The sequence below is a fragment of the Phenylobacterium sp. genome (assembly GCF_036677185.1).
Taxonomy (GTDB): domain Bacteria; phylum Pseudomonadota; class Alphaproteobacteria; order Caulobacterales; family Caulobacteraceae; genus Phenylobacterium.
Genome location: NZ_JAKFEN010000042.1, coordinates 187,933 through 214,170, shown reverse-complemented (window position 1 = coordinate 214,170; position 26,238 = coordinate 187,933). Strand labels below are relative to the sequence as shown.

Genomic DNA, 26,238 nt, shown 5'->3' with positions numbered 1-26,238 from the left:
GCTCTACGAGTTCGTTCGCGGTGAGATACTTCGAGGCGCCGGGCAACGCGTTGCACTCCTAGTTGGGTGGATTGGCGGGAAGGTCGAGGCGTTTTCGGGCCCTCAATGATCCCTAGTATGCCCGCATGTTCCTAAAATGGGAACGGCAAAAAACCAGCGCAGTCCATGGGAGCCGAGAGGGGGCGGCTTCCATGGAGCGAAGTTGGGTCAGCTCAGCCGCGTACCGCGTCATCATCGACCAGCTAATCGCCGCTCGCGAGGGACAGGGCGTTGGCCAGCGCGAGCTCGCGCGCCGCCTTGGCAAGCATCCGTCCTGGCTCAACAAGATTGAGCGCCTGGAGCGCCGGCTGGACCTGTTGGAGTTCATCGCCATCGCCCGAGCGATCGGCCTGAGCCCATCTGAGTTTGTCGCTCGGATCGACGGCGACTTGCCGGCGGACCTCCAAGTTTAGCCGGGACGCGGCGGCCCTGTTCGGAGTAGGTGCGCACGGGACGTGTGCGTCGATGCTTCGCCCGACGGCCCGCCAGCGGCGGGGAGCCGGTGACCAAATATCAGCGAGTGTGGGTCGGCTTTGGGCTCCAAGGGGAAGTTCAGAAGGTCCGCTATGCGGCATTACGCCAGGCACCGGCCATCAACGTGAACTCCTGACTCGTAGGCGACGTTGCGAAGATCCGGTTGTTGGTGTCGGCTCGGGCGCACTGATGGAGCTGAGGAGATGACCTCCGCTCCACTTTCAAGTTCTGCGTTGCTTCCATGGGAGTGCCACCGCCCCTGGATGTCGCGCCTGCCCCAAAGGTTGGGCTGGCAAGAATTGGCGCGCGACGGCGGGACTTGAACCCGCGACCTTCCTGCCCATACATCTGGCGTGCGACCGACCAGTGCATGTCGAAAACAGGAGCTCTATCCGGCTGAGCTACGCCGCGATCTTTTGGAGGGGAGGGCTGGGCCCTCCCCGTCGACTGCAAATTGGCTCGCGGCGGCGGGACTCGAACCCGCGACCTCCCTGCCCATGACGCGGTCGAGCGACCAACCAGCGCATGTCGAAAACAGGGGCTCTATCCAGCTGAGCTACGCCGCGATGGGGGGCTCCTAGGTGACCAGCTTCAGCTTGGGCTTCGGCGCGCCCTTCCGCGTGGCCTTGATCTTGGCGATCTCCTTCTTCTCGGCGATCTCGGCGATCTTTTCCTCGGCGAAGGGCGTGACCGCCTCGATCAGGCCTTCGAGGTGATAGACGTTGGTCTTGCTGCCGGTCTTGGACTCGCGGCGCTCCTCGCGGCGGATGAAGCCGGCGCCTTCCATCTTGGCGATGCGGCGCTGGATGGTGCGGGGGTCGACGTTCATTGCCAGGGCGATCGTACCCTTGGACGGGTGCGGCTTGCCCTCGGCCTTCCACCACTTCGACGCCAGGTGGAGGATGATGTTGATGTCGATGGCGTCGAGACCAAGCTGCCGCTGGTTCTCGACGATGACGCTCGGAAAGAAGGTCCAGCCCGCTTCGACCAGCGGCTTGGTCCACTTCTTCTCGTTCGTGCGCAACTCGGCCTCGGCGGCTTTGTCTTCTTCTTTCGCGCTCATGGCGGCGGCTCCAATTTGTTGAAGCCGATATGAGGCGCCGCCGCCCCGCCTGCAACTTTTAGGGGGAGGCGCGCCGGTCGCCCCCTCTATGGGTCATAGGCATGATAGGGGCGGAATGCAGGATGGCCGGAATGCAGAATGGACGGCCATCTGTTTCGTAGGGCCCCCGGGCCGCCCCCTGGGCGACCATGGTGTCGCCGGCGGCTAGACACTAGCGCCCCCCTGGGGAGGCCGCGGTGCCTGGGGGGTGTCGCAAAAAAGCGACAATAATTGAGGTTCTACCGCGTTCGGGCCTCCAAATCCACCCGCCGAAGGCCGCCCGACGCCGCGCCAGCTTGCAGAACGGGGCTTCGTGCCAAGATCGCCTTGGCGGCGCCGATTCCTGAGCCCCGGTATGAGAACTCCACGATGGGCGAAATCAACATCCCACACGACCAACAGACCGCCCTCGATGCGGTCGACACGCGCGAGTTGGATCGATTGATCGACCAGGCGCTCCGGTCTGAACAGTCAGGCGCGATCCCTGGGCTTCTCCGGAATTGCGGCCCCTGCGTCGCCGGCCGCCTACAGGCTTTCGGACAGGCCCTGGGACAACACCGGGCGGCGAAGGCGGCGCGCAAACGCGAGGAGACTAGGCGCGACCTTCGATCGGCGGGATCCGACTTGGCGCACGCCGTCGACGGCATGAAGCGGCGGCTGGAGACCGAGCGCAAAGATGCAGAGCTGTTCGTCGTCGATGACCTGATCGCGCCGCCTTACCGATTCAGCAAGGCGCTGAGCGTGAAGGTGAACTACCGGTGGCGTCGGTCGGCCGACGACGCATGGGCCTACGGCAGCATCACCTTCACCCATGAGGTCGACACCCGCCCAGACTACACCAAGCCGGCGCCGAAGCGGAAGCCGAGCGCCGCCAAGCAGGAACAGGAGCTGCAGCATCAGCGGTACCTGACGTGGGAGCACCTGATGCGCGGGGCGCTCTACTCCGTGAGAGACTTCTTCCGAGACGGCGGAGATGGCGCCGCGATCCCCGGCACGTTCAAGGCGACGGTCGACTCTCATTCGCGGGGGCTGAACAACTACAGCACACAGTTCTGGCGCCAGCAGCCCTAGCGACTCGGGCACCGCTTGCGGGGCGTATTTCCGACTTAGGTTGCAGGACGCTCGTAGAACGCAAAGCCCTCCGGCAGGACTGCTGACTTCCAGTCCATAGCTACAGCCACGCTGTGCCTCGCGCGGGTGAGGGCGACGTAGAATTTGGCGCGGCTCTGCGCCGCCAGGTCGCTGTCCGGATCGGCGAGCCATTTCTTCATAGGGCCTGTCGGCAGGATGACGACGTGGTCGAACCCACGACCTTTGGATTCTCCGAAGTTCACCGCCGGCGACGAAGGGTCGACCCCGTTGCTGGTGATCTTGTCTCGCAGCTGCACGGGTCTGACGGTTGCCAGGTAGTGGGCGTAGTCCGAAATCCTCAAGATGAAGACGCCGGCGCTGGCGGGGGGAGGACGACGGCACGAGGCGCACTCGCAGGCCTGGGTGGCGGCAAACCCGGGGAATAGGCGGGACGACACCGCGCAAATGGCCGCGCTGTTGCGGTGCGAGCGGTTCAGGCTCGAATAGTCGACCTCGATCTTGAGCTTTTTGGGCAGCGTCCGCAGGAAGTCGGCGATGCCGCCGTTGGCGTATTTTGCGAGGCGGCGCTCGTTGTGGGTCAGGTAGGTCACTTGGCGGGGATCGCCGACCATCAGCAAGCGGACAGGGCTACGCGCCAGCGCCTCCAGGATGTCGAGATCATAGCCGGCGAGGTCCTGGACCTCGTCGACGAAAACGTGGGGGAAAACGCGGCTAAGTCTATCGAAGACCGCGCCGCCGCTCTGTTCGTCGCACCGGATCACCAGCTTCGACAGCTTGTCCGAGAAAACCTGTCCGCGGCCATCGAAGAAATGCCGGGCGATGTCATCGTCGGGCCAAGGCACCCCGATGCCCTGACTATTGATGTAGCGAATGGCTGACTGGGCCTGGACCAGGACCATGCCTTTGACCGGAAAGTCGAACACGGCGCCCTGAAACGGCTTCACCCCATGGGTGATCAGCAGACTGAACCAGGTCATGATCACGACGTTCGTCGGGACGTGGCCAACGACGTCGAAGAACTTCTGGCGGATCTCCGCCTCGTTGGAGTCGGTGTAGGTGGTAATCAGAACCCGCTGGTCCTTGATCTTCAGTGCCTCCTCAACGAGGTAAGTGGTCTTGCCGGAGCCAGCCGCCGCGATGACGAGCCTGTTCTCGCCGATCACGGCGCGATCGCTCGGGCGATGTAGTCCGGATAGGTGATCGCCGTCTTCGAACTGAAGATGGCTAACGCGCACTCGGTCTTGTTGGCGCGCATATGGAGGCGAAGCTCGTCGTCCGTCTTTGCCGACGCGTTGAGCACCGTGTTGAGCGTCGCCAGGCTGTTCGCCTTCAGGATCTTGGGTTCAAGGGTGTTGTAGTTGAAGACTTTGTCTTTGACCTTCAGCTCTCCGGTGTCGACGTCGGGGTCGAAACAAATCCTGATCGAAGCGTCGCCCTTGAACTCGGCGTACTTCTTGTGGAGGGCGGTGGGATCACCGTCGTTGTCGGTGACGACGGCCACGGAGATTTTCAATGCCCGGGCCAGCTCCAGGAAGCGCAGGAAGGCGGTCCCGACCGAGATGACGTCGATACCGTCCTGAATGGGAAGACGCCCGCCGTTGGCGTCCATGTAAGCCCGCTGGACCACGAGCTCGTCGGAGTCGCCTTCAACCAGGATCGCCTTCTTGGCCAATGCCAGGCGCAGGGTGTCGTACCCCGCCAGTTTCTTGAAGAAATCGCTGGCCTGCAGTTCCGAAATCCGGACCACCTTGCCCTCGCGCAGCACGATCAGATGGTCGAGGCCGAGCTTGTTGGCCACGAAGCTGCTGTGGGTCGAGATGATGATCTGCTTCTCGCCGTGCTGGGCGGTCAGATCGGCGATCAGTTCGTTGAGACGCGCGTGCGACAGATGGTTTTCTGGCTCTTCCAGCAGGATGGCCGTGGCCTCGGCGTTCTTCTTGGTGCTGAGGGCGAGCTTGGTTTTGATGACGCACTGCTCGCCCTTGCCGATGTACTGAAAGGGGATGAAGTCGATGTAGGTCATCAGACTGCTCTCCCAGGCGGTCTGGGAGGACAGATCGACCGAGATGCTGACCGACTTCTGACTGATCTTCGCGGCCTTGGTGATCCGCTCGTTGATCAGCTGCAGGTTCTTGTCCTCGACGAAGGCCTCTTTCAGCTTTCGGTGCGCCTGCGAGATCGACGCGCGCTCGGTCTCCTCCAGCACGTCGCGGATGATCCGCGAGACGTAGACGTCAGAGCCGTTCTGCAGCCGGGCGCTGGATGAATCGATCAGGGCGGACTTGATCGGGATGTTGCGCGACGTGATCCCCTTGCGCGCAAACGACCGCATGGTCGCGGTGTAGTACTCCACCGGGATGGAGGTCAGCTCGCCGGCCGCCACGAGCGCTTCGTAGGGGCCCTTGTAGTTCTCCTCGTCGAATTCGACGCGATAGACCACGCTGGTGGCCTTGATCTTCTCGGAGTTCCCGTCGCCCTCCAGCTCAGCCAGTTCGCTCGAGTCTCCCGAGAAGAACAGCTCGATAGTGATTGCCGGCGGCGGCAGGGGTGACCCGGTCTTCAGGCTTGCGACGTACTTCTGCTGGGCGGCCAGATTGAAAAGGTAGCTGGTCAGGTCGTTCTTGAGCGGCCGGCCGTGGAGCATGCCTGTGAGGGCCAGGTGAATCGCCTCCAAGATCGTGGTCTTACCGGACTCGTTGGCGCCGACGATCACATTCAGGGCGTCGTTGAGCGAGAGAGAAAACGTCTCCTCGTAGCACTTGAAGTTGGTGATCTTTACCTTGGCGATCTTCACGCGCGCCCCTCGATGTTCAGTTCGTGAAACGCTGCACCCGCGTTCGCAGTAGGTGAGACTACCACTGCACCGGCCGGCAAGGCTCCAAAACACTACGACCCAGCCTGCTCGGCTCGATCGCGATTGTCTCGATTGCCCAGCCCGCTGTGAACGTCTTGAATCCGGCGGTGCCTGAACTTCCGCAACTGGCGCAAACCCGCTGAAGTCGGAGGTCTTAATCCTCAAGCGAGACGCGAAGTGAGCGAGCCTTGAAGGCATGGGTGAAGGCTCCCGCTTCAGGTCAGCTCAGACAAGGGTCAGGGTAGGGCACCCCAGACCTCGATTTCCGAACCCACGGCGTTAGCTGACAACCGGGCGGCCAGCATCAGTGTGTTCAGCTGCTTCATCCGGTGCAACCGGGCCGGGCCCACTGCAGCTGCCTGGCAGGCGTCGTGTTCGGTTTGAGTCAGGTGCGGCTGGAGGATGACCACGCGCCGCGGGTGGCCGGTCGGCAGAGCAGTAGCCCGTGCGATTATGCCGGTTCGGTCAGCCACCTGGTTGCCATTCTCCCAGGTCCCTGCCGCGATCGCGTGGGGCGCGCTCCGTTGGAGCGCCGTGGCCAGTACGGTGCGGTCCAGATGCCGGAGATTCTTGATCGCTTGCCCGGTGACGACCTCATAAGGCGAAGTGGAAGCTTCGCGGTTGGCGGATCCGGAATGCGCGGCCTTGGCGTGAATAAGCGTTACGGTGTCGTCGTCGGCGATGTGGACGAAGTCGGCCAACTCCATCGACCCGTCATCGCAGGCCAAATGCCCGCTGCCACCGAAGAGCTGCAGGCAGTAGGCGAAAAGGCTGTCGTCGGGCGCGCCGCTGGCTTGCAGTTGGCCGATCGATGCGGCGAGGTCACGACCGCCGGACAGCGCCGGCTTTTCCTTTTGGATGTTGTATCCGGTCAGGTCCACAAAGCGCCAATTGGGGAACCATTGGTCGCGATAGGCGGAGATGTAGCAGCGTCCGCGCGCGATCGTGTGGCTGCTATCGTAGTAGACCTTCAGCCAATCGTGGGAGCCGAGGACCTCGTCCAACTCGTTGCGAAGGGGCGCCGCGGCGGGTGCCGGCAACGGCGACCACCTGTATCTTAAGTCCACTTTGTCACCGTTTATGGCCGGTGTGATGACGAGATCGCCTAGAACCACGTCATCTATCTCGACCGCTGCAGTTAGGGCCGCTCCGGCCCCTGGGGTCACGGTGAAGGTGCTTGCGTAGGCCCACCGAACGGCCAGGTCGTGCAGTTGGGGATCGACGTCGTCCTGCATCAGCTCCGCCGGAACAATCGTCACCGCATAGGCATCGCGCACGGAGGCGAGGTCTGTCACGTGGGTCGCCAGCATCGGGAACGGCGTTGCAGTTCCGGTCGGGGCCCCCACCGCGTCGATCAGACTTTCGACATCGGCAGCGTAACTTGCCCAATCGGCTGGGCGGTACAGCCATAGCCGCCCGTCGTCGGGTGCCGCGCCGATGGTCGGATCGTTGCGGCCGCTACCGAGGGTCAGCGCGACCCGGCTGCGCACTGCCGTGAAGGCGTAGCTTTGGTCGCCGAGTGGGTCGATCGCGTACTCTAACGCGTTGCCCATCAATGTCTTGGCGTCGGCCTTCGCGTCGGTCGAGGTATGGATCCCGGTCAACCACAAGGCCCGGGCTTGGTCCCCGACAAAGGCAGCTTCGATTTCGGCCCGAGTGACAGAGCGATCGGTTAGCAAGCGGCGCAGCTTGTCCCGCAGAGAGGTTTCCGAAGCGCAGATCGCCGCTAGATCGCCTTTGACCGAAATGCTGAGCAGTTGATGGCTGACGTCGATGTGACGACCTGCGGGCGCCCACGCTGGGGCGCTCTGCGCGCGATACTCGACCACGTAGGACCTTAACTCTCCGCGCTCGTCCTCGAATGCCGCTAGCACGGTCCGAGGACCGCCGAGCGGCGGTTCGATGATGTCACGAACCTCTTCGCGCAGCCGGGTTAGAAACGCCTCGTCGGCGCGACCATCGACACTGCGCAGCAACAGTGGAGCCAAGTAGGGGCGAAAGGCCGGGACCGGAAGTAGCGCCATAGATCAAGCTTAACAGTAATTTGGTGGCACGACCACTCGCGCGAGCGTTTTGGGCGCGATAGCGGCCTACGTGTATGGCAACATGAGTTCGATGGAATGCAGCCTGCGAGCGCGTGAGAACGTCCGCTTCCGGCGCCTGTCCGAAGGTCCGCTACTGGCGCTATGCGCTGGTGCGGAGGTACATCTCAAGCACATGCCATCCCATGTAGAAGAGGGCACCCGAGATCAGCAGGCGGAACTGGGCGCGCGCCCATCGCTGAGACTCTCTTCCCTGATCGTCGATTATTTGGCGGAGAGTTTCTGATCCAATCTGCATGGCCTGAGGGTGGCGGCCCGTGAGCGGATGCGCGCCGCTCTCCACCCTAATGAGATCAGCGTTCGTGAAGAGCGAACTGTCGACGTAGTGGAGATGCTGGCAGCCAGAATAGAAGCTTGCGCCCCACAAGGCGACAGCTAGGCCCAACGGGATCTGGGGTATCGCGAGCGCGGCTCCCTTTGTCTGGCTTAGCGCAAATGCAATCGCAGCGCCGGCAGCAGCAAGAAGGAAGTAGGCGTACTTGTCCTGCCCGGCGCGGTGCAGCTTGAATAGCTCGGCTTGGTTGTCAGCCATCCGACTAGGTTGAGGTGAGTCGGGTCGAGCTACGATCACCGAACCGCGGGCTAACGCTGATGTTTCGGACTATCGCAGGCTAGCCTTCCATGGTTGTCCGCTTAACGTCCGCTCATCGGCGAGGCGTCAATTTCCGGTGTTGGCGCAGACCGTCCACAACGGAATCGCTTGGACCTTGCCGCGGCACTCCGCAACTCAAGCGAATCACCGACACAATACGCCAACCGAGTTTGCAAACCCCCGAGAATCCGCATGCGCGTTTTCGTCAACGACGATCTACCCCCAGAAGCGTCGGCTATGCTCCAGGCACTCTACAGTCGCTCGGACGCTAGCGCGCTGGATCACCTAGAGCGCGTGCGTGAACGCGGGGCCGACAAGTTCATGGCGAGTTATTACGTAGGCTATGGCCACGCCTCGATCGGTGACTGCGGCTATACTACGCTCTTCGTCGAAGACGTGTCGCTCCTGGCTTGCAAAGCGGTTCAAGACAATCCCCTGTTCTCGGGACAGGAGACGTCTACGCGGTATATCGATTTCTCGCGGCGACCTGTCGTGGATCCCCTAGGAACCGCAGCGTCACAAGCCATCCTCAATCGCTGGATCGCATTCTACGCCGCCGCCGAACCACAGCTCCGCGCCGCACTTTCGGATACACTCGTCCGCCCGGTGGGCGTGGGGGCGTCGACCTGGTCGAAAGCCATCGCTGCGCGGGCCTTCGATATCGTCCGAGGTTTCCTGCCCGCGGGCGTGACGTCGCAGACCGCCTGGAGCACCAATCTTCGCCAAGCCCAGGAACATAGCCTGCGTTTGGCGAGCCACCCGCTGGCGGAAGTCCAGACGGTCGGCACTCACTGCATTGAGGTCCTTCGCGAGCGCTATCCGAATAGCTTCGGACATGTGGTTTCCGAGGAGGAACTCGCCTACTTGAAGCGCGCGGGCACTGCCGAAGCCTACATTGCCCCCGACCCATCCCGAGGCCTTGCCTTCGATTGCGACGCCCAGGTGGACGCTGCGCGGCTTCACCGCGAAGCGGGCGACCTTCTCCGGAGCCGCCCGCGCAAAGCGTCGCTACCGAAGTCCCTCGGCCGCTATGGCCGCTATGTCTGTCGCTTCACCTTGGACTTCGGCTCCTTTCGCGACCTGCAACGACATAGGGGCGGACTGTGCGCAATGCCCCTGCTGACGGACCAGCTCGGAATCCATCCGTGGTACATCGAACAGCTGCCGCCCGCTCTTCAAGACGAGGCATTAGAACTGCTACGGCTGCAGGCGGCCGCTATCGACGCCTTGCGGGCAGAGGGTGTCCCCGAGGTCGATTTGCAATACTTCCAGCCGCTGGGCATGCGCGTGCAGGTCGAGCTCAACTACGACTTGCCGCAGATGGTATATGTCGCCGAGCTCCGCTCGGGTAAGACCGTACATGCCACGCTGCGCGAAATCGCCTGGGCGATGGGTCGGACCTTGCGGGCCCAGCACCCTGACATGGCGCTGTACCTCGACGAATCTCCTGACGAGATGAACTGGCGGCGCGGCGACCAAGATATCGTGGACCGCTTCTCCGATGCTCGTTCAGCTGCTTGAGCCCACCTCAAAGAGCTGCAGAAGCGAGGCGGCGAGCGCCGTGAGGTCCTCCTCGACGCGCACAATGTGCACGCCTCCTCGCGCGAGTTGAGCGACCGAGAGTTCCGGTACCGGTTGGTTGGTCACGAAAGCGTAACAATAGATTGTGCGCTCGAGTGCCTCTTCGCAAAACTCCTTGTGCTCCAGCAGGTTGAGGAAGCTGCGTCCGGTTGATCGCGGCATCGCTTCCATTTTCAGTTCAACGACCGCCGTCTGTCCTTTGCGGCCGCCGGATGCCGGCACGAAAATCAGGTCCGGCCGCTGCGCGTTCGAGAACGGTTGGAATTCGGCCGTTAGATAGGCGACCGACGCGTTGCCATGCGCCGCGAGTTCCCTGCCGAGCATCTGGACCAGTTGAAGTTCTTGCGGGGCGTTCATAAGTTTAGACCAGCTCCATCGAGCTATTGCGATCCCCTCAGGCGGAGCTGCTTCTAGCGCGAACATTGCGGTTCCGCATCCGCCTTTCCGCGCCTCGGCCAGGTTCTCTACCGCCGCCGCGACGATACACATTTGGCGCGCAGTTGACACCCGCTCAACTTTGGATCTGATCCCGCTGCGACTCTAGGGCGGGCGTCGTACGCTAGACCTTTAGCAGAATGACCGCGTGACCGCCGCGCGGCACGGGTGCGGCATGTCTCCCACGGATGATTTCAGAGAGCTGGCAGCGGCCGAGTTGGCGTCAACGCCGAGCGAGCGCAATGCGGCCTTCGAGCGCGCGCTTATGGCAAAGCTGCTTGAGTATACGCGCTTCGCCGAGCAGGAGGGCACGAGCCGGCCGGACCCTTTCGATGACCCTTATGTCGGAGCGGCCCTGTTCACCAGCGACTATCGTCTGCTTGGTGCCTATCGCAAGCGTACGGCCGGCGAACGGCATTCAGAGCCGGAAGCGATTCTCGAAGCCTTGAAAGCGTTCGCTGGTGGGGCGCAGACCGTACGTGCCATCGAGCAAGCCTATCAGGACAAGATTTGGCTGCGGACCGGCCAACGCGAGGTCTTTGAGGACCATTTCCGCCGGGCGGGCGAACAGATGCTGCAGCTGGCCGCCGCCAAGGGCTTCATCATGCTCTCCTCGCTGGAGCCCTGCGGCCTCTATGAGGCCAATCCGAGCTGCGCGAACATCCTCTGCGCTTGCGGGGTCGGCCGTGTTCTATACGCCTCCGACGATACCAACCCCAAAGGCCGTGGACGGCCGATCCTGCTGGCGGAGGGCGTCAAGGTCGACGCGAACGTGTTGCCAGCTCAAGCGGTGGCCTTGAACAGCCGGTTCTTTGCTACGGTCGAAATCTGCAACGACACCTACACCGACTACTCGCACCGACGCCTTTTCTCCGGCCCCCCGTGCGTAACATTTGTCGAGAAGGACGACCTGTTCACGACCCTCATTGGGCCGGACGAAAGGCTGGTCGTGAAGCCCGTCCGGCCCTTCTTAGTGGAGTATGCGGGCCCCGAGCACGACATCGTCAGCCCCTTCATCACACCATCCGAGCTGAAGGCCTTCGAAATCGACCCCGTGGAGCGGGATTCGACGTTCTTTTACGGTGGTGGATCGCTGGGAGAGCTCGCCAAACTCCTATACCGCCATGTCCGAACCGTTGGCGCTCTGCCGGGTCGCATCGTGACGCCGGACAACCCCTTCCGTGAGCCCGCCAACGACGAGTCCGACCTCGCGGATATCCTGTCCAGCCGACTGAAGATTCACCAGAATGCGTTCCGCAAGCATCATGAAGTGTGGCGCGCCAATCGGCACCTCATGCTGGCCGCCTTCCGTAGCGAGTTGCGCGACTACGTCTCGGCGCTGCTGAAGATCGCTCATCCGCAAGACGCATCGGCGGACGACTCGCCCTACGGGTTCATCTTCGCCGCCCCGGAGGATCTCGAGACTCGTCTACTCGAAAGCGCTCGCCGCCTTCAAGGCGCAGGCGGGCATTTGGCGCGGCTGACCCTAATCGGTAACGCTTCCTCCGGCGCGCGCATGGCGCAGCTGCTCCGAGACGTCGGCCGACGCGGTCGAGCGCAAGCCCTATTCGACAAGACAAGCATCGAGGTGAGGCTGCTGCCCACCCCGGGAGCGGGAGACGCTCAGCGGGCCACTGATATCCTTCGGCAGCAGGTTGACGCGCTCAGCGACCTGGCGCCAGAGGTGCTGCCGCCAGGAAACCTCGGGGTCGACCATACTGCGACCCGGCTGGAGCGCGAGATCCGATCAGGCCGGCGCGACGCGAAGTTCTTCGATCCCGAGTACATCGACACGCTCTCGCGCAGCCTCGATTGGTTGGAGCGAAAGCACGCGGGCAAGATCAGCGGCCGGCTAGCGCAGACAAGCCCCCACTATGCCGAAAGCGGTGTCCTGCGAAGGTTGGAACAGATCGCCAGCTGGAACATGCGTGCGCAGGACTGGACCGAGGCCTGCACCCGGCTGAACGCCTTCCGGAATGCGGCGCCGGCGCTGCGGACTCACCATGCTGACCGAGCGGCGGACGTTCTCCAGAAACTGGCGCGAGCACTAGCGGCCCAGACTGCGGCCGCACCCGCATGGCTAGACGATGTGATCTGGCGCTGGCTGGCCTGCTGGTTCGAGGTCTCCAGCAGAGTGGGACCGGCTGCCCCGCCTCCCGAACTCGCGGCAAGAATCCGCACCAGCCCCTTCCTGCTCGCTAGCGCCGTCCAATACGCGCTTCGCAGTGAGACGCCATGGACGAGGGCTGCCCTGGCCTTGTTTCTGGACCCGACGGACACCTGCGCCGACGCGGCGCGAGCCGCCTCAATCACAGCTGCGCGCGTCCTGGCTCACATCGGAGATGCTGAGCCCGCCTGGCTCGAGACCTTGTCGCGCCTAGGAGACCAGTCCACACTTGAGGTCGAGCTTGAGAGCTGCGAGGCAGCGCTCCGATCTGAACTTCTTGGACTGATGGTCCATTGCGAAACGTCGCCTGACGAGGCGCTCGACCGACTGCCGGACGGAGCCGCGACCTATCTGCGAAGCTACGTGGCCATGCGAGCGCTGGAGGGCGAGCTTGGCGGCGACTCTACCGCGGACGAGAACGCCCCGACGGGGCCGGGCCAGAAGGCATGGCGAGACGATCACAGGCAGATTCTACTCGATGTGCTGTCGCATCTACCCCGCAACTGGCGAGCCGCTGTCCTGCGCGCGCTCGCCACCGACGCTGACCTCGGAATCCGATGGGCTACCCTTCATCTGACCCTGAACGGCGGCTTGGTGCCCGGCCTGTTCAGCCAGACCTCTCCAGCTGCGTATGCGCGGATCGCGTACTTCCGGCAGGAGATCGCGACCGCCGTTCGGGCTGCAGGACCTCACTATTGGCTGGAACGGGAAATCCTAGATGCGTTCCTCGCGGTTCATGAGGACGCCGAGCCCGAACAGCCACGAGTCGAGGGAATGTGCTTCCCCTCCATCGCGGCGCTAGACTTTAGACCACTCCTGTTCGACGAGAGCGTCGCGCGACATCCTGAGCTTCAAGGCCGGCTCGAGCGCCTTCGCGCCCGCGTCGCACGCGTACTTCTGATCCTGCCGCCGATTACCTGGCCCTTGGACTCCGGGGGTGACGCCGTGGTCGAGGAGGGCTCGCCGTCGCTGGGCCTTGGTCAAATCGCCGCGATGCTCGCGGCCCTCGGCCATTATGTCGAGGTCCTGGACGCACACCGATACCAACGGAGTCTCGTTGATGTCGTGCAGCATGCCGCGCACTTTGACGTTGTGGGTCTCTCCACGGTGTTCTCCACAGTGGAGTCGGCCTGCGCGCTTGCCGCGCTCCTAGCCCGCCAGTCGACGCCGAAAAAAACTCGGCCCTGTGTGGTCTTCGGCGGTCACGCCGCCACCTTGTCTCCCGGCAAGCTGCTCGCCTCCAAGGTTCCCTTTGATTTCCTGGTCGAGGGACCGGGCGAGGGGGGGCTCGCCGCAATCGTGCAGGCATGGCGCACCGGCGCGTCTCCGGTAGCAGCAGGCGTGCTCAGCACCGCAGACTTGGCCACTCAGCTGCGCGGCGCCGGCGGCCGCCGCGCGCGCGCCGCACAGGCCTATCAGTCGCAGTGGGACGAATTTCCTCTGGTGGATCGGCAGGTCTTTCGCTCGCCCAACGGCAAGACGTATGAACCAGCGCTCACTCGCAACGGCACCTCTCACGAAGCCCATTTCACGATGTCTAAGGGCTGCGACTGGAAATGTACGTTCTGCACCGAGGCGATCCTCGCGGGACCGCGCGAAGTCAGGCGTGGCGCTGAGCGAGTGCTCGAGGAGGTCGCGTGGGTATGCGGCCCGGACGGGGCGCGGCATGCGCAGTTTATCGACGACAATGTCTTCCCGCCGCTCGCCGCTCCGGGCTTGGCCGCGGGAGAGATCCGAGCGCGGCGCGCTTGGACCGGACACTTCCTCGCGGGGTTGAAGCGGCAGCGTGAACAGCATGCCGGCGAGCGCGACGCCTTTACCTGGCGGGGCCTTCTTCGGCTGGAGGATTTGATCGCCTATGCAGGGGGCGATCCGCGCTTCCTGGAGGACGTCGCAGAGAGCGGCTGCGTTCTACTGGCCTTCGGCGTGGAACATGGAAACGAAGATCTGCGCCGAAAGCTGAAGGGAGGGAAGGGGGGGGCTACAAATGCGGAGATCGCCAGGTGGGTCGAGCGGCTTCGAGCGGTCGGGGTCGCCTCCAAGGCCTATTTCATCATCGGCGGGCCGGACGACACTGAAGCCCTGGCGGAACAGACACTCGACCTTGCGCTCTCCTCCGGAGTCGATCTCGCCTATTTCGCGATCTACAAGGACTTCCGCAGCCTGAGTACCGAGTCCCCGTCGGCCTCCCAAGGCGACCGCCGCTTCCGCCGCTTCCAGTTCGACTTGCGAAACTTGCCAGACCCCGGCGACACGACGCGTTGGTCCGCCATGTTCGGCGAGGGCCTGCGTCAGCCCCCTGAATCCTACCGCGACGCCCTTCAAGCGCTCGACGGACTCGGCTTCAAGTTCTCCAATCTGTTCAAGTATAGCGATTATCACGATGACACCGATCTCGCGCGGCTGTACTTCGATGGCCAAGAGCAGAAGGAGGTCTACTTTCGCTTTCTCAGGCGCGCCTATCTGGAGTTCTATGCGCGCCGGACCTGGGTCGAGAGCTACCGCGACCTCGTGTCGAAGGGGTATTGAGGCTCGCGTGAGACTAAACAGGACCTCCCATCTCGTGGTGTCGCCTTGAAGTCGGAGAGCAGACGCGCCGGACCCTGTTGTGGGTGGAAAGCGGACGTAGAGCCGTTAGGCTGAGCTTCGCGAACGAGCAGTTGGCGGGGGCGACTATGCGCGAGCAGCACGACAACGAGACCTGGCTGATCGACACCGGTCACGATGTAATCGAGAAGAAGGCCGCAACGGGTCCCGCCTCACTGAACCCACGGGAGCGCTTGATTTACTGCCTTTGGGTCGCCGACTACGGCATGAAAAATGCGGGTGACCTTGAGCCGCCGCCGACCTGTATGCTCCCTTCCAAGAGGAAGCCCAGAGGCTGGCGGCAGGCCTTTCGCTGCCAATTACGCTCGCCGCTTTCAGTCTTCGCAGACCTGAGCTGCAGGGAAGCTATTTCACCCTTTTCGATGAGGTGTGCGGTGAGCTGAGAGGCACAGGTTAACGTCCGCAACGGATAGGATCCAGGCGTCGCTATCCTTCCCGCAAGCTGACCTTGGGTAGGGTCCGCTTTCCGGCCGGGAGGCAAGGTCAGCTCCTGGCGCCCATCAGACCTCGCGCCCCGAAGTCATATGCGCTCCGGGATGCGAACCCGGCTAGGTGTCGAGAAGGCAGGTGGCGGACCTACTCGAAACCCACAGTCTCGATATGTGTGATCAGTTCAGCCACAGCCGTTGCGCGCCATACCATCCCCAAGTCGGACTCCGCGTTAATCCGGCCGCTGTGGATGCCGAGGAAGCGAATGCCATGGTCTTTGAGATGGACTAGCTGTCCACTACCGAAGGCCTCAACCCGCACAAAATGCCTTTGAGGGGCGGATCTCGACGCGCACTCTTTCGACCGGCGTCATTCCTCGCGATTGACGTTATCTGCTACGGAGCGATCTGGGTTGTCGCGGGCATACTCCCGGCCATTGACCGTCACGACGTGAGCCCCGGGATGCTCGCCGCGTTTGATCTCAGCTACTACGTTGCGCCGTGGGACATCCTTGCGGCTGCCAATATCGTAGTGCTCGTTTCGCCCGCCCGGGCCATCGTTCCGACCTTTGATTTTAGTCATACCTGCTCCTCAGCTGGGTTGACGCGACTCTATCGTGAGATAGATGTACCACATTTGTTCCGCAGGGCGGAGTCGGCGCTTGCTAAGGTGGGCGCTGGGTGTTCGGTCAGCAGTCCGCTGTCCAAGCTTGGAAGACCCCGATGCCGAGAGCCGCCCTCCTGATCATCGATGCGCAGATTGCACTGTTGCAGGGCGCTTACCTCGCCGACGATGTAGTTGCCGCGATCGACGAGGCGCTGAGACGCGCGAGGGACGTCAAGGCGCCAGTCGTCTATCTCCGCCATTGCCACGCAAGCTTCGCGCCGATGATGAAGGGCGCCGGCACCTGGGAAATTGATCCCCGGGTGGCTCCTCAAGACGGCGATGTCGTCATCGACAAAAGGGCGTCGGATGGGTTCTGGGAGACTGCCTTGGAGGCGACCATGCGGGACCTCGAAGTTAGCAGGGTAGTCGTGGCTGGCCTTCAAACGGAGTTCTGTGTGGACGCGACATGTCGGGCGGCGCTGAGCAAAGGGTTCGATATCACTTTAGTGGCCGACGGCCACACTACTGGCGACGCCGTGACCGATGCAGCGACGACAATCCGACACCACAACTACGCACTAACCCGCCTGGCTCATCCGGAATGTTCGGTCGTAGCGCAGCGCGCAGCTGAGCTCGAGTTCGGCTGACTGTCTCCACGAAAGTCTGCTTTCTGCACCGAGCTCAACGACCGCTCCTGGCGCCGAGCAGACTACAATTGGTCGGGATCTGGGCTGCAGTCCTAATCCCGACTTCCCGCCGATGCGGCTGAGACCCGAGCAGCACCCGTGATTTCCCCGCAATCCTTGAAAGCCTCGCTGCTCGAACGACTAAGCTCAGTCGTCCACCGCGATTGGCTGAGGGAAGATGCGCGCACATGTCACTGACGATCAGATCCGAGAGGCGTGGCTCGGCTCGGACCTAGCTGACCAGACAATCGAACTGGCGGCCGACGACGAGGGACTCGTCGTTCGGATTCGCCGCGGACATTCCCCTGAATGGATTCTGCGGCGGGCCGTTGGCGCCCACCAGCCAGACTCGTCGCACGGTGTCTGGCCTCAGGTGTCCATTTTGGACGCCATAGACATGGCGTGCGCAGTCCAGCGGGCAAGCCGAGCAGGTTGCCTTCACCCGTCGCTGAGCGTGGCCTCGGCGCTTGCCGAATATCGGAGTTGTAAGCTCGTCAAGCTGCGGGCGGGACAGGCGACATGGCGGTCACTGCAGCTGGCCTTGGCAGCGCATATGGGTTGGTCGGTGCATGACATCGACGGGGACGATGTCGAACGCCTGGTCGATCGAATGGCTGCCGATGCGCCGGTCCATGCCAATCGAGCTCTCGCCTACCTGAGCGCCTTCTTCAATTGGTGCATCAAACGTGGATACGTCGATTTCAACGCCACAAGAGGCGTGTCGCCGGTCGTGGCCGAAGCGCCGCGTCAGCGTCAGTTGTCACTGCACGAGATCATCGAGATCTGGTGGGCGACGGCCAACTTGAAGCGCGAATTTAGGCTGGCGGTGAGGTTGCTTATCTTGACGGCCACGCGTCGCGAGGACGTGGCGGCGATGCGCGTCTCGGAATTCCTGGAACTGGAGGAGGGCGTCTTTGTATGGACACGATCGCGGCAAGGTTTGGCTCCGTTCCGTATCGTTCTCCGCGGTCTTGCAACCGACCCCGTCTACGAGGCGATGGCCTACCAGCGTGACGGTGTCGACTTTCTGTTCACGACCACAGGAAAGACGCCGATCTCTGGCTGGTCGAAAACTAAGAAAAGGCTTGATGAGGCCATCTGGGAAAGGCGCCGGCGGCGTCATGGGGATCTTGCCGCCCCAATGGAGCCGTGGCGCCTGAACGACATTCGCGCCTCATTTTACGAGCTTGGACAAGAGGTTCTACGTGAGGATCGCGCCGTGCTTGAGTGCTGCCTTGACCGCATGGGACAGATCACCCGAGGCGAGCTTGCATGGGCCCTGAGCGAGGACATGGATTTGGAGCGTGACCGGGCTCTGGCCAAGTGGGCGCGACTGATTTCGAGCACGTTGGAAGAGACGGGACCCTAGATCGCGACGATATCCGGAAGCTGGTCCGCGAGCTGTCCGAATATCTGCTGCGGATCGGCGCCGAGCGCCTTGGTGATCGCATAGAATTCGATGACGTCGATGCGCCTTCGCCCGCGCTCGAAATTGGAGACGAACGGCTGCGGTTTTCCGAGCCGTTGCGAGAGCTCCACCTGCGTTACGCCGGCATCCTTCCGCAGGGCGACGAGCATTTGCAGCATGCGGGCGTAGGCGTCTGTGAAGGTCGATTTCGGCATGCGTGGCGTCCCAGCGGGGATCGGATCTTGCGAAATATATATGGTTCTTGAATATACCAATTTCGTATAATACGAAGTCGTCAGGATTCGAGACGATAGTGAAAGAGGCAGTGGGTGGCGGTTCGCCTGACCGACGATTTGATCGCCGCGCTGATCAAGCAGGCGGATGGCGGGCGGCACGAAATGGCGGACGCGGCGCTGCCCGACCTCCAACTGCGCATCAGCGGCGGGCAAGCTGCATGGTCGGTCCGCGCACGGGTGATCAATGGCCGCCGGCCAAGAATTCCCCTGGGGGCTTGGCCATCGATCGGGGTGCTAGAGGCCAGAACCTACGCCGAGGCCCTGAGGACTTCTCTGGAGCAGGCGGCCTCCACCGAGGAACCCGCGCTCACGGTTTTCACATTGCTCGATAGATATGAGGCTAGGCGGCTATCTCAGCTACGCAAGGGAGCCGTCATGGGGCGGGCCCTGCGATCGGCCCTCGAAGCCATCGCATATCGCGATGCGACGAAGCTAAGTCGGCGGGACATTGCAGAGGCGATCGACAAGATCGCTGACCGCGCGCCGATCCAAGCCAATCGCTCCTTGGCCTACACAAAGGCGTTTTTCGGTTGGTGCGTCGGGCGGGGTTATCTGGAGGCAAACCCTTCGGCGGGAATTTCAAAGCCAACGCGCGAGCGCACGCGCGAACGGACGCCGTCGCTGGACGAGTTGGCTGATATCTGGAGCGCCGCGGGCGTCTTGGGATATCCGTTCGGCCACGTTGTGCGTCTCCTGATCCTTACCGCCGCTCGGCGCGATGAGGTGGGCGGCCTTCGGATCGATGAACTTGAACTTCCCGCGGGAAGCGACGAAGCGCTATGGGTTATTCCCGCGGAGCGATCAAAGAACGGTCGGGCCATTCGCGTGCCGCTCCCACCACTTGCTCGACAGACCCTCGCCAGCGCACTGGCCTGCCGGAGCGCCGCAGGGCCTTTCGTGTTCAGCACGAACGACGAGAAATCGGTCTCGGGTTGGTCCAAAGCCAAATTGCGGCTCGACCGAGAGATTGCGGCCATACGTGCGAAGCGTGGGGACGCCGCCATGGTGCCTTGGCGGTTTCATGACCTGCGGCGATCGTTCGCGACAAATGCCTGTGACGTCCTCCAGATTGACCCGGCCGTGGCCGATCGGTGCCTGAACCACGTCGGCGCGTCCACCACTTCGACGATCTCACGGGTGTATGGGCGCAACGAGATGTTTGAACAGCGTCGAGACGCGCTCCAGAAGTGGTCCGCCTTCTTCGGCAAGGCCGTGGCGATCGGACCGACGCCACCCGCAAGTTAGGCGTCTCTTAAATTTAGCGAAATGCCAGAACAATTCAGAGGCGAGTTCGCGTCGGATATCGGCCGCGCGGTAAATTCGGACCGCTGACTGCCAATCTGAATTTCCGCCGAGGCATGGGATTTTCCCAGCGGCCCCGCGAGGCCGCGATCAGTGGCGAGCGGTCCGTCCTTCGCGCCCATGTCATCACTGTCAAAGTCGACGCCGCGTGACAGGTCCAAACTGGGTCCGGGCCAAATTCGTGGGGTTCAGCGGGTCCGACCTGTCACGGCGCATGTCAGGTGATCCGGCGGAATTAATCCGTTCGGATGCAAATCATGGCAACTTGGTCTGGCTTATAGTTTTTGACTGACATCGGACGGACATCCGTTGGACCCCAACTTGGACCCCAACGGCGAAGGCTGCTTCGGCGGCCTTCGGGTTACACCAATCTTTTCAAGGAGAAAGATGGTGGGTGCAGTAGGATTCGAACCTACGACCCGCTGATTAAGAGTCAGCTGCTCTACCAACTGAGCTATGCACCCATTCGTCGTTCGGGACCTGTTGAGCCCCGGCGGCGAGGGCGCGGAACATACTTGAAGCGCGGCCGAAAGCAAGGCGTGGGGACAAGGGAAATTTCATGGCCAGGCGAGACCTCACCGGAGCGGTGAATTTCCGTTATCTGGAAGACTTCGCGCGCGGCGACGAGGCGATGATCGACGAGGTCCTGGCCCTGTTCCGCGAACAGGCCGCCATGTGGTCGGGAATGCTGGATCCGGCCTCCGAGGGCTGGCGCGACGCGGTCCACACCATCAAGGGCGCGGCGCGCGGGGTCGGCGCCTTCGACCTGGGAGACGCCTGCGCGGCGGCCGAGGACTCAGGCGCCGCCGGGCTGGATGCTGTGCGCGACGCCCTGGACCTGGCCCTGGCGGATATCGCCGCCTACGCCCATGAGCGGGCGATTCAGTCGCTGCGCGCGCCGCGCAGCTGATCCCAGACGCCGAACTCGTAGGCGATGCAGCGGTCGATCAGCAGCCGCCAGACCGGTTCGGCTATGCCTTCTGAGAGCCCCGCGTCGCGGGCGGAAGCCTTCACCTTGGCCACCACGTCCTCGATGCGGGCTGTGTCCAGCACCGTGGCGCGGTCGGTCTTGATGCGGGCGGCGGCGTCCATGTAGCGCTGGCGCTCGGCCAGCAGCAGGACGAGGGCGCGGTCCAAGGCGTCGACGCCCTTGCGGACGTCGACCATGGTCTCGCAGTCGGCGGGGAGCGGCCGATCTTCAGTCAACAGGGTCATGGGGCTCTAGGACTAAATCCCGGCGCCGTTGTCCAGGCTTCTCAGCGCGGCCTCGTGCGCCTCGGCCTCGGCGGCGATCCAGTTGATGAAGGCCTTGACCTGCGGCAGGCGGCCCTTGGCCTTCGGATGGACCACGTAATAGGCGAAATCCACCGTGGTGGTGATGTCCAGCGGGGTGATCAGCCGGCCGGCGTCCAGGTCGGCCTGGGCCAGGGTGCGCTTGGCCAGCGCCACGCCGCGGCCGTTGAGCGCCGCCTCGATCACCAGGCTCGATTGGTTGAACCGGGGCCCGCGGGCGCCGTCGATGCTGCGCAGGCCCCGCGCCGCCAGCCACATGGTCCAGTCGGGGCAGGAATCGTCGGGTTCCGGCGATCCGTCATGCAGCAGGATGTGGTTGGCCAGGTCTGCGGGCGTGTTCAGCGGCTGGGATTCGGCGAGCGCCGGGCTGAGGACCGGGATCACGGTCTCGCCGATCAGCCGGCGGACCTCCAGGCCCGGATAGCGCCCGGCGCCGTAGCGGATGGCCACGTCCACCTCGCCGGCGGTGAGATCCACCAGCTCCAGGCCGGCCGACAGCCAGACGTCGACCTGCGGATGCAGTTCTTCGAACCGTCCAAGGCGCGGCACCAGCCACTTGGCCGCGAAGGAGGGGGCGGCGGTCAGGGTCAGGCGCCGGCCGTCAACGGCGGCGGTGAGCATGGAGGCGGCTTCGGCCAGGCGGTCGAAGGCCTCGCGCAGGGCGGGCAGGGCGGTCTGGGCCGCGTCGGTCAGCAACAGGCCCTTGGGCGTGCGCTTGAACAGCGCCGCGCCGACATACTCCTCCAGGTTCTGAATTTGCTGGCTGACGGCGCCCGGCGTCACCGAAAGCTCGTCGGCGGCGCGTGAGAAATTCAGGTGCCGTGCGGCGGCCTCGAACGCCCGCAGGGCGTTGAGCGGCGGTAAACGGCGGCGCTCAGTGTTTCTCTCCATCAAGTTTTCCTGACAGCCCCGGCAGAAGTCCTTGGGTTGCGAATTGGGGCCTCGGCGACCAGTTTGCAACCGTCCGCAGTCGTATCGGCCCTTTTCGTCGGCGGGCAAACCGGCGGGGCGGGTGAAAGCTCGTCCCGCTCCGATTTCAGAGTTTAGCCTTTAGAGAACCTAAAGCCTATGTCCCAAGACAAGCCCAAGGCGAAGGAGACCAAGCGCCTCGTCGTCCTCGGCGGACGGGGTGATCGCGCGGCCGGAACCGTCTGGCTGGTGGGCGCGGGTCCCGGCGATCCGGAGCTGTTGACGATCAAGGCCTTGAAGGTTCTGCAGACCGCTGACGTGGTGGTGCATGACGGGCTGGTCTCCGACGAGATCCTCGACCTGGCGCCCTCGCGGGCCCGGCGGATCTCGGTGGCCAAGCGCAAGTCGCGGCACTCCTACGGCCAGGACGAAATCAACAGGATGCTGGTCGCCTTCGCCCAGGACGGCCTGACCGTCGTGCGGCTGAAGGGCGGCGACCCCTTCATCTTCGGCCGCGGCGGCGAGGAACTTGAGGCCTGCCGGGCGGCGGGTGTCGCGTGCAAGGTCGTTCCCGGCGTCACCGCGGCCCTGGCCGCCGCCGCCGACGCCGGCGCGCCCCTGACCCATCGCGGTTCGGCCCAGGCGGTGACCTTCGTCACCGGCCATGCCTCGACAGGGCAGGTTCCGGATTTGGACTGGCCGAGCCTGGCCAAGGCCAACCAGACCGTCGTGATCTATATGGGCGTCTCGACCGCGGCGGGGATCTCCGCGCGGCTGATCGGCGCCGGCCGCGCCGGCTCCACCCCGGCCCTGATCGTCGAGAACGCCAGCCGGGCCGATGAGCGGCGCGTGGTCACAACCCTGGCCGGCCTGCCGGACGCCGCCGCCCAGGTGGCCGGACCGGCCTTGTTGATCGTGGGCGAGGCCATGGCGCTGGCCCAGGCCGGGACCGCCGAACTTGTCGCACATGTCGAAGCTCGCGGCCGCGAGCGGGGAGTGAAGTCTTGAAAGCCCTGACCGCAAACCGCCTGGACGACGGCGAGGTGGTGTTTTGGAAGACCGGGCGCTGGGTCGAGCGGTTCGCCGAGGCCGAGCTGTTCGCCGACCCCGAGACCGGCGAGGCGGCCGAGGCCCACGCCAAGAACCAGCCGACTACCGTGGTCGACGCCTATCTGATCGACTTGGTGGAGAGCGAGGGCCTGTGGGCGCCGCTCAGCTACCGCGAACGCATCCGGGCGCTCGGCCCGACCAACCACCTCGGCCACGGCAAGCAGGCCGAGGGCGGGGCGGCCATCGAGGCCCTGCAGCACGCTTCCGGCGCGGCGCGCTCGACCGGCCGCGTCAACCTGATCAAACGCTAGGAAAGGAGGGAGCCAATGTACCAGTACGACACCCTCGATAAGGAATTCCTGGCCGACCGGGCCGCCGAGTTCCGCGAACAGGTGGGCCGCCGCCTGGCCGGCGAGATCACCGAAGACCAGTTCAAGCCGATCCGCCTGATGAACGGGCTCTATCTGCAGCTCCACGCCTATATGCTGCGGGTGGCGATCCCCTATGGCTCGCTGAACCCCATCCAGCTTCGCGCGCTGGCCGAGATCGGCCGCAAGTACGACAAGGGCTACGGCCACTTCACCACCCGCCAGAACCTGCAGTTCCACTGGATCAAGCTGGCCGACACGCCGGCGATCCTGGACGAGCTGGCGGCGGTGGACATGCACGCCATCCAGACCAGCGGCAACTGCATCCGCAACGTCACGGCCGACCCCTATGCGGGCGCGACGGCCGAGGAGATCGACGATCCCCGCGTCTGGTCCGAGGCGATCCGCCAGTGGTCCAGCCTGCACCCGGAATTCTCGTTCCTGCCGCGCAAGTTCAAGATCGCCATCACGGCCTCGGCCAAGGACCGCACCGCGGCCAAGGTGCATGACATCGGCCTGATGGTCCGCCGCGCCCGCGACGGGACCCTGGGCTTCGAAGTGATCGTCGGCGGCGGCCTCGGGCGCACGCCCTATGTCGGCCCGACCATCCGCGAGTTCCTGCCCGCCAACCGGCTGTTCTCGTACCTGGAGGCGGTGCTGCGGGTCTACAATCGCCACGGCCGGCGCGACAACAGCTACAAGGCGCGGATCAAGATCCTGGTCGCCGCCCTGGGGGCCGAGGAGTTCGCCCGCCAGGTCGAGGCCGAGTGGGAGAAGGTGGGCGCCGCCGGCGACCTGCCCGACACCGAGATCGCCCGCATCCGCGGCGCCTTCGCCCCCACCAGCTTCGACACCCTGGTCAACCGCTCGGAAGCCTTCGAGGAAGCCAAGGCGGCCGACCCAATCTTCGCTCGCTGGGCGCGCAACAACCTGCGCCCGCACAAACGTCCCGGCTATTCCATCGTCGAGATCTCGCTGAAGGGCATCGGCGACACCCCCGGCGACGCCACCAGCGACCAGATGGACCTGGTCGCCGACCTGGCCGAGCGCTACGGCCAGGACGACATCCGGGTGACCCACGAGCAGAACCTGGTCCTGCCGCACGTGAAGCTGGACGACCTCGCCGTGGTCCACGCCGAACTGCGGCGCGCGGGCCTGGCCACGCCGAATGTCAACCTGATCTCCGACATCATCGCCTGCCCGGGGCTGGACTACTGCGCGCTCGCCAATGCGCGGGCGATTCCGATCGCCCAGGACATCGCGCGCAAGTTCGAGAACCAGGACCGCGCCGAGCTGATCGGCGAGCTGAAGATCAAGATCAGCGGCTGCATCAACGCCTGTGGCCACCACCACATCGGCCACATCGGCATCCTTGGCGTCGATAAGAAGGGCGAGGAGTTCTACCAGCTCACCCTGGGCGGCTCCGGCGCCGAGGACGCGGCGGTGGGCTCCATGCTGGGTCCGGCCCTGCCGGCCAACCGGGTGGCCGAGGCCATCGATGTCCTCGTTGACGTCTATCTGCGTGAGCGCCAGGGCGAGGAGCGCTTCCTCGACACGGTCCGCCGCACCGGCGTCGCCCCGTTCAAGGAGGCCGTCTATGCCGACGCGCATTAAGCTTCAGGCCGACGGCGCCTTCGTCCTGGCCGAGGACCCCTTCACCCACGTCGGTGACGACGCGGGCTTGCCTCCCGGCGACGTGATCATCTCGCTGACCCGCTTCCAGGCGGAGGGCGACCGGCTGCTGTCGGAAGGCCGTTCGGTTGGGGTGCGAATCGAGCCGGCCGAGGAGGTCGAGACCCTGGCCTACGATCTGCCGCGGATCGCGGTGGTGGCGGTGGCCTTCCCCAAGTATCGCGACGGACGGGCCTATACCGCCGCGCGCCTGTTGCGCGAGCGCTACGGCTTCAAGGGCGAGATCCGCGCCGTGGGCGACGTCCTGCGCGAGCAGGCGGGCTTCATGGTTCGCACCGGTATGGACGCCTTCGAGCCCGCCGACGGTTCGACCCCTGAGCAGTGGGCCCACGTCGCCCACCGTCAACGTCATGTCTATCAACGCGCCGCCGACAGCCGGCTTCCGGCCTTCGCGGAACGGGAGTGATGCGTATGGCTTTCGATAATATCGAGCGTCCCTCGCTCGCCGCCCGCCTGGACGCCGAACTGCGCCATGCGCATCCGGTCACCGTGCTGGAATCGGCGGTCGAGGCTTTCGGCGACAGGCTGGCCCTGGTCTCGTCCTTCGGGGCGGAGTCGGTGGTGTTGCTGCACATGATCTCGAAGATCAAACCGGACACGCCGGTGCTGTTCCTCGACACCGGCATGCTGTTCGGCCAGACCCTCGACTATCGAAAGACCCTGGCGGCCAAGCTCGGCCTCACCGACGTGCGCGACCTGCGCCCGCACTATCAGGACCTGGCCACCACCGATCCCGAGGCCAAGCTCTGGCAGACCGACACCGACGCCTGCTGCAATGTCCGCAAGGTGATCCCGCTGGATCGCGCCCTGGCCGATTTCGACGCCTGGATCACCGGGCGCAAGCGCTTCCACGGGGGCGACCGTCTGTCGCTGCCGGTGGTGGAGCCGGCGGAAGCCCAGGTGAAGTTCAATCCCCTGGCCAACTGGGGTAAGGCCGAGCTCGACGCCTATATGGCCGAACACGACCTGCCGGCCCATCCGCTTGTGGCGCAAGGCTTTCCGTCCATCGGCTGCTGGCCCTGCACCAAGCCGGTGGAGGAGGGCGAAGACGTCCGCGCCGGTCGCTGGGCGGGCCAGGACAAGACCGAGTGCGGCATCCACGTCGCCCGCGCGCCCGGAGCCGTGACGAATGTCGGTGGCGACATCTAGCCCGC

The 26,238-nt window shown here is 64.1% G+C and carries 24 protein-coding genes and 3 tRNA genes; 14 read left to right on the top strand and 13 right to left on the bottom strand.

Translation table 11 applies throughout. The annotated features are described in order from the left end of the window. Positions 1–191 precede the first annotated feature (191 nt). Positions 192–452 carry a helix-turn-helix domain-containing protein gene (locus tag V6M51_RS22825; RefSeq protein WP_332770527.1) on the top strand — a complete coding sequence of 87 codons (261 nt, stop codon included), beginning with the start codon at positions 192–194 and terminating at the stop codon, positions 450–452. A 365-nt stretch (positions 453–817) separates the two neighbouring features. On the opposite strand, the gene V6M51_RS22820 is transcribed toward V6M51_RS22825, so the two are convergent. The 3 genes from V6M51_RS22820 to V6M51_RS22810 form a co-directional block, all read right to left on the bottom strand. Next, positions 818–924 (bottom strand) — tRNA-OTHER (locus V6M51_RS22820). Positions 925–972: 48 nt separating this feature from the next. After that, positions 973–1,079: transfer RNA gene (locus V6M51_RS22815), tRNA-OTHER, on the bottom strand. Positions 1,080–1,090: 11 nt separating this feature from the next. Then, positions 1,091–1,576: a helix-turn-helix domain-containing protein gene (locus tag V6M51_RS22810; RefSeq protein ID WP_332770526.1), complete on the bottom strand. Its 486-nt coding sequence runs from the start codon at positions 1,574–1,576 to the stop codon at positions 1,091–1,093. A gap of 408 nt (positions 1,577–1,984) precedes the next feature. On the opposite strand from V6M51_RS22810, the gene V6M51_RS22805 reads away from it, so the two are divergent. Further along, the gene (locus V6M51_RS22805; protein WP_332770525.1) at positions 1,985–2,686 is read left to right on the top strand and encodes a hypothetical protein; all 702 of its coding nucleotides are present in this window, start codon (positions 1,985–1,987) and stop codon (positions 2,684–2,686) included. A gap of 35 nt (positions 2,687–2,721) precedes the next feature. Here the strand turns inward: V6M51_RS22805 and V6M51_RS22800 are convergent, their stop codons facing one another. From V6M51_RS22800 to V6M51_RS22785, 4 genes are all read right to left on the bottom strand, one after another. Continuing rightward, positions 2,722–3,870, bottom strand: a complete 1,149-nt coding sequence (locus V6M51_RS22800) for a UvrD-helicase domain-containing protein (protein ID WP_332770524.1) — start codon at positions 3,868–3,870, stop codon at positions 2,722–2,724. After that, positions 3,867–5,501: an ATP-dependent nuclease gene (locus tag V6M51_RS22795; RefSeq protein WP_332770523.1), complete on the bottom strand. Its 1,635-nt coding sequence runs from the start codon at positions 5,499–5,501 to the stop codon at positions 3,867–3,869. Before V6M51_RS22795 ends, V6M51_RS22800 begins: the two co-directional genes overlap by 4 nt. Before the next feature lie 296 nt (positions 5,502–5,797). Further along, positions 5,798–7,537, bottom strand: a complete 1,740-nt coding sequence (locus V6M51_RS22790; protein WP_332770522.1) for a hypothetical protein — start codon at positions 7,535–7,537, stop codon at positions 5,798–5,800. Positions 7,538–7,745: 208 nt separating this feature from the next. Next, entirely contained in the window at positions 7,746–8,195 is a 450-nt protein-coding gene (locus tag V6M51_RS22785; RefSeq protein WP_332770521.1) for a hypothetical protein, read from the bottom strand. 252 nt (positions 8,196–8,447) lie between these two features. On the opposite strand from V6M51_RS22785, the gene V6M51_RS22780 reads away from it, so the two are divergent. Next, positions 8,448–9,776 carry an FAD-dependent thymidylate synthase gene (locus tag V6M51_RS22780; protein WP_332770520.1) on the top strand — a complete coding sequence of 443 codons (1,329 nt, stop codon included), beginning with the start codon at positions 8,448–8,450 and terminating at the stop codon, positions 9,774–9,776. Here the strand turns inward: V6M51_RS22780 and V6M51_RS22775 are convergent. Beyond that, on the bottom strand, positions 9,765–10,193 hold the full coding sequence (locus V6M51_RS22775; protein WP_332770519.1) for a hypothetical protein: 429 nt from the start codon (positions 10,191–10,193) through the stop codon (positions 9,765–9,767). The two genes, V6M51_RS22780 and V6M51_RS22775, sit on opposite strands and share 12 nt — an antisense overlap. A gap of 226 nt (positions 10,194–10,419) precedes the next feature. Between V6M51_RS22775 and V6M51_RS22770 the strand changes: the two genes are divergently transcribed. Continuing rightward, positions 10,420–14,967: a B12-binding domain-containing radical SAM protein gene (locus tag V6M51_RS22770; RefSeq protein ID WP_332770518.1), complete on the top strand. Its 4,548-nt coding sequence runs from the start codon at positions 10,420–10,422 to the stop codon at positions 14,965–14,967. Between the two features lie 146 nt (positions 14,968–15,113). Next, the gene (locus V6M51_RS22765; RefSeq protein WP_332770517.1) at positions 15,114–15,428 is read left to right on the top strand and encodes a hypothetical protein; all 315 of its coding nucleotides are present in this window, start codon (positions 15,114–15,116) and stop codon (positions 15,426–15,428) included. A 415-nt stretch (positions 15,429–15,843) separates the two neighbouring features. Here V6M51_RS22765 and V6M51_RS22760 read toward each other — a convergent pair whose 3' ends face one another. Beyond that, positions 15,844–16,056: a hypothetical protein gene (locus V6M51_RS22760; protein WP_332770516.1), complete on the bottom strand. Its 213-nt coding sequence runs from the start codon at positions 16,054–16,056 to the stop codon at positions 15,844–15,846. Positions 16,057–16,196: 140 nt separating this feature from the next. On the opposite strand from V6M51_RS22760, the gene V6M51_RS22755 reads away from it, so the two are divergent. Both V6M51_RS22755 and V6M51_RS22750 read left to right on the top strand, forming a co-directional pair. Beyond that, the gene (locus V6M51_RS22755) at positions 16,197–16,727 is read left to right on the top strand and encodes an isochorismatase family protein (protein WP_332770515.1); all 531 of its coding nucleotides are present in this window, start codon (positions 16,197–16,199) and stop codon (positions 16,725–16,727) included. 217 nt (positions 16,728–16,944) lie between these two features. Then, positions 16,945–18,135: a hypothetical protein gene (locus V6M51_RS22750; RefSeq protein ID WP_332770514.1), complete on the top strand. Its 1,191-nt coding sequence runs from the start codon at positions 16,945–16,947 to the stop codon at positions 18,133–18,135. Here the strand turns inward: V6M51_RS22750 and V6M51_RS22745 are convergent. Further along, on the bottom strand, positions 18,132–18,389 hold the full coding sequence (locus V6M51_RS22745) for a helix-turn-helix domain-containing protein (RefSeq protein ID WP_332770513.1): 258 nt from the start codon (positions 18,387–18,389) through the stop codon (positions 18,132–18,134). The genes V6M51_RS22750 and V6M51_RS22745 overlap by 4 nt on opposite strands. A 114-nt stretch (positions 18,390–18,503) precedes the next feature. Between V6M51_RS22745 and V6M51_RS22740 the strand changes: the two genes are divergently transcribed. After that, positions 18,504–19,715 carry a tyrosine-type recombinase/integrase gene (locus tag V6M51_RS22740; RefSeq protein WP_332770512.1) on the top strand — a complete coding sequence of 404 codons (1,212 nt, stop codon included), beginning with the start codon at positions 18,504–18,506 and terminating at the stop codon, positions 19,713–19,715. Positions 19,716–20,160: 445 nt separating this feature from the next. Here the strand turns inward: V6M51_RS22740 and V6M51_RS22735 are convergent. Continuing rightward, positions 20,161–20,236 (bottom strand) — tRNA-Lys (locus V6M51_RS22735). A gap of 95 nt (positions 20,237–20,331) precedes the next feature. Between V6M51_RS22735 and V6M51_RS22730 the strand changes: the two genes are divergently transcribed. Continuing rightward, a complete protein-coding gene (locus tag V6M51_RS22730; protein WP_332770511.1) occupies positions 20,332–20,682 on the top strand; it encodes an Hpt domain-containing protein in 351 nt (116 codons plus the stop codon). Here V6M51_RS22730 and V6M51_RS22725 read toward each other — a convergent pair. Both V6M51_RS22725 and gcvA read right to left on the bottom strand, forming a co-directional pair. Continuing rightward, the gene (locus V6M51_RS22725) at positions 20,655–20,987 is read right to left on the bottom strand and encodes a chorismate mutase (protein WP_332770510.1); all 333 of its coding nucleotides are present in this window, start codon (positions 20,985–20,987) and stop codon (positions 20,655–20,657) included. The genes V6M51_RS22730 and V6M51_RS22725 overlap by 28 nt on opposite strands. Positions 20,988–20,999: 12 nt before the next feature. Next, complete coding sequence (gene gcvA, locus V6M51_RS22720) at positions 21,000–21,956, bottom strand: transcriptional regulator GcvA (RefSeq protein ID WP_332770509.1); 957 nt, start codon at positions 21,954–21,956, stop codon at positions 21,000–21,002. Between the two features lie 177 nt (positions 21,957–22,133). On the opposite strand from gcvA, the gene cobA reads away from it, so the two are divergent. The 5 genes from cobA to V6M51_RS22695 are packed head-to-tail and all read left to right on the top strand — an operon-like array spanning position 22,134 to position 26,233. Continuing rightward, complete coding sequence (cobA, locus tag V6M51_RS22715; RefSeq protein WP_442957874.1) at positions 22,134–22,982, top strand: uroporphyrinogen-III C-methyltransferase; 849 nt, start codon at positions 22,134–22,136, stop codon at positions 22,980–22,982. Further along, complete coding sequence (locus V6M51_RS22710; protein WP_332770508.1) at positions 22,979–23,335, top strand: DUF2849 domain-containing protein; 357 nt, start codon at positions 22,979–22,981, stop codon at positions 23,333–23,335. The genes cobA and V6M51_RS22710 overlap by 4 nt, the downstream gene beginning before the upstream one ends. A gap of 15 nt (positions 23,336–23,350) precedes the next feature. Further along, positions 23,351–25,006, top strand: coding sequence for a nitrite/sulfite reductase (locus V6M51_RS22705; protein WP_332770507.1), 1,656 nt, complete (start codon positions 23,351–23,353; stop codon positions 25,004–25,006). After that, positions 24,990–25,490, top strand: a complete 501-nt coding sequence (locus V6M51_RS22700) for a DUF934 domain-containing protein (RefSeq protein ID WP_332770506.1) — start codon at positions 24,990–24,992, stop codon at positions 25,488–25,490. The genes V6M51_RS22705 and V6M51_RS22700 overlap by 17 nt, the downstream gene beginning before the upstream one ends. Positions 25,491–25,495: 5 nt before the next feature. Next, positions 25,496–26,233, top strand: a complete 738-nt coding sequence (locus V6M51_RS22695; RefSeq protein WP_332770505.1) for a phosphoadenylyl-sulfate reductase — start codon at positions 25,496–25,498, stop codon at positions 26,231–26,233. Positions 26,234–26,238 lie beyond the last annotated feature (5 nt).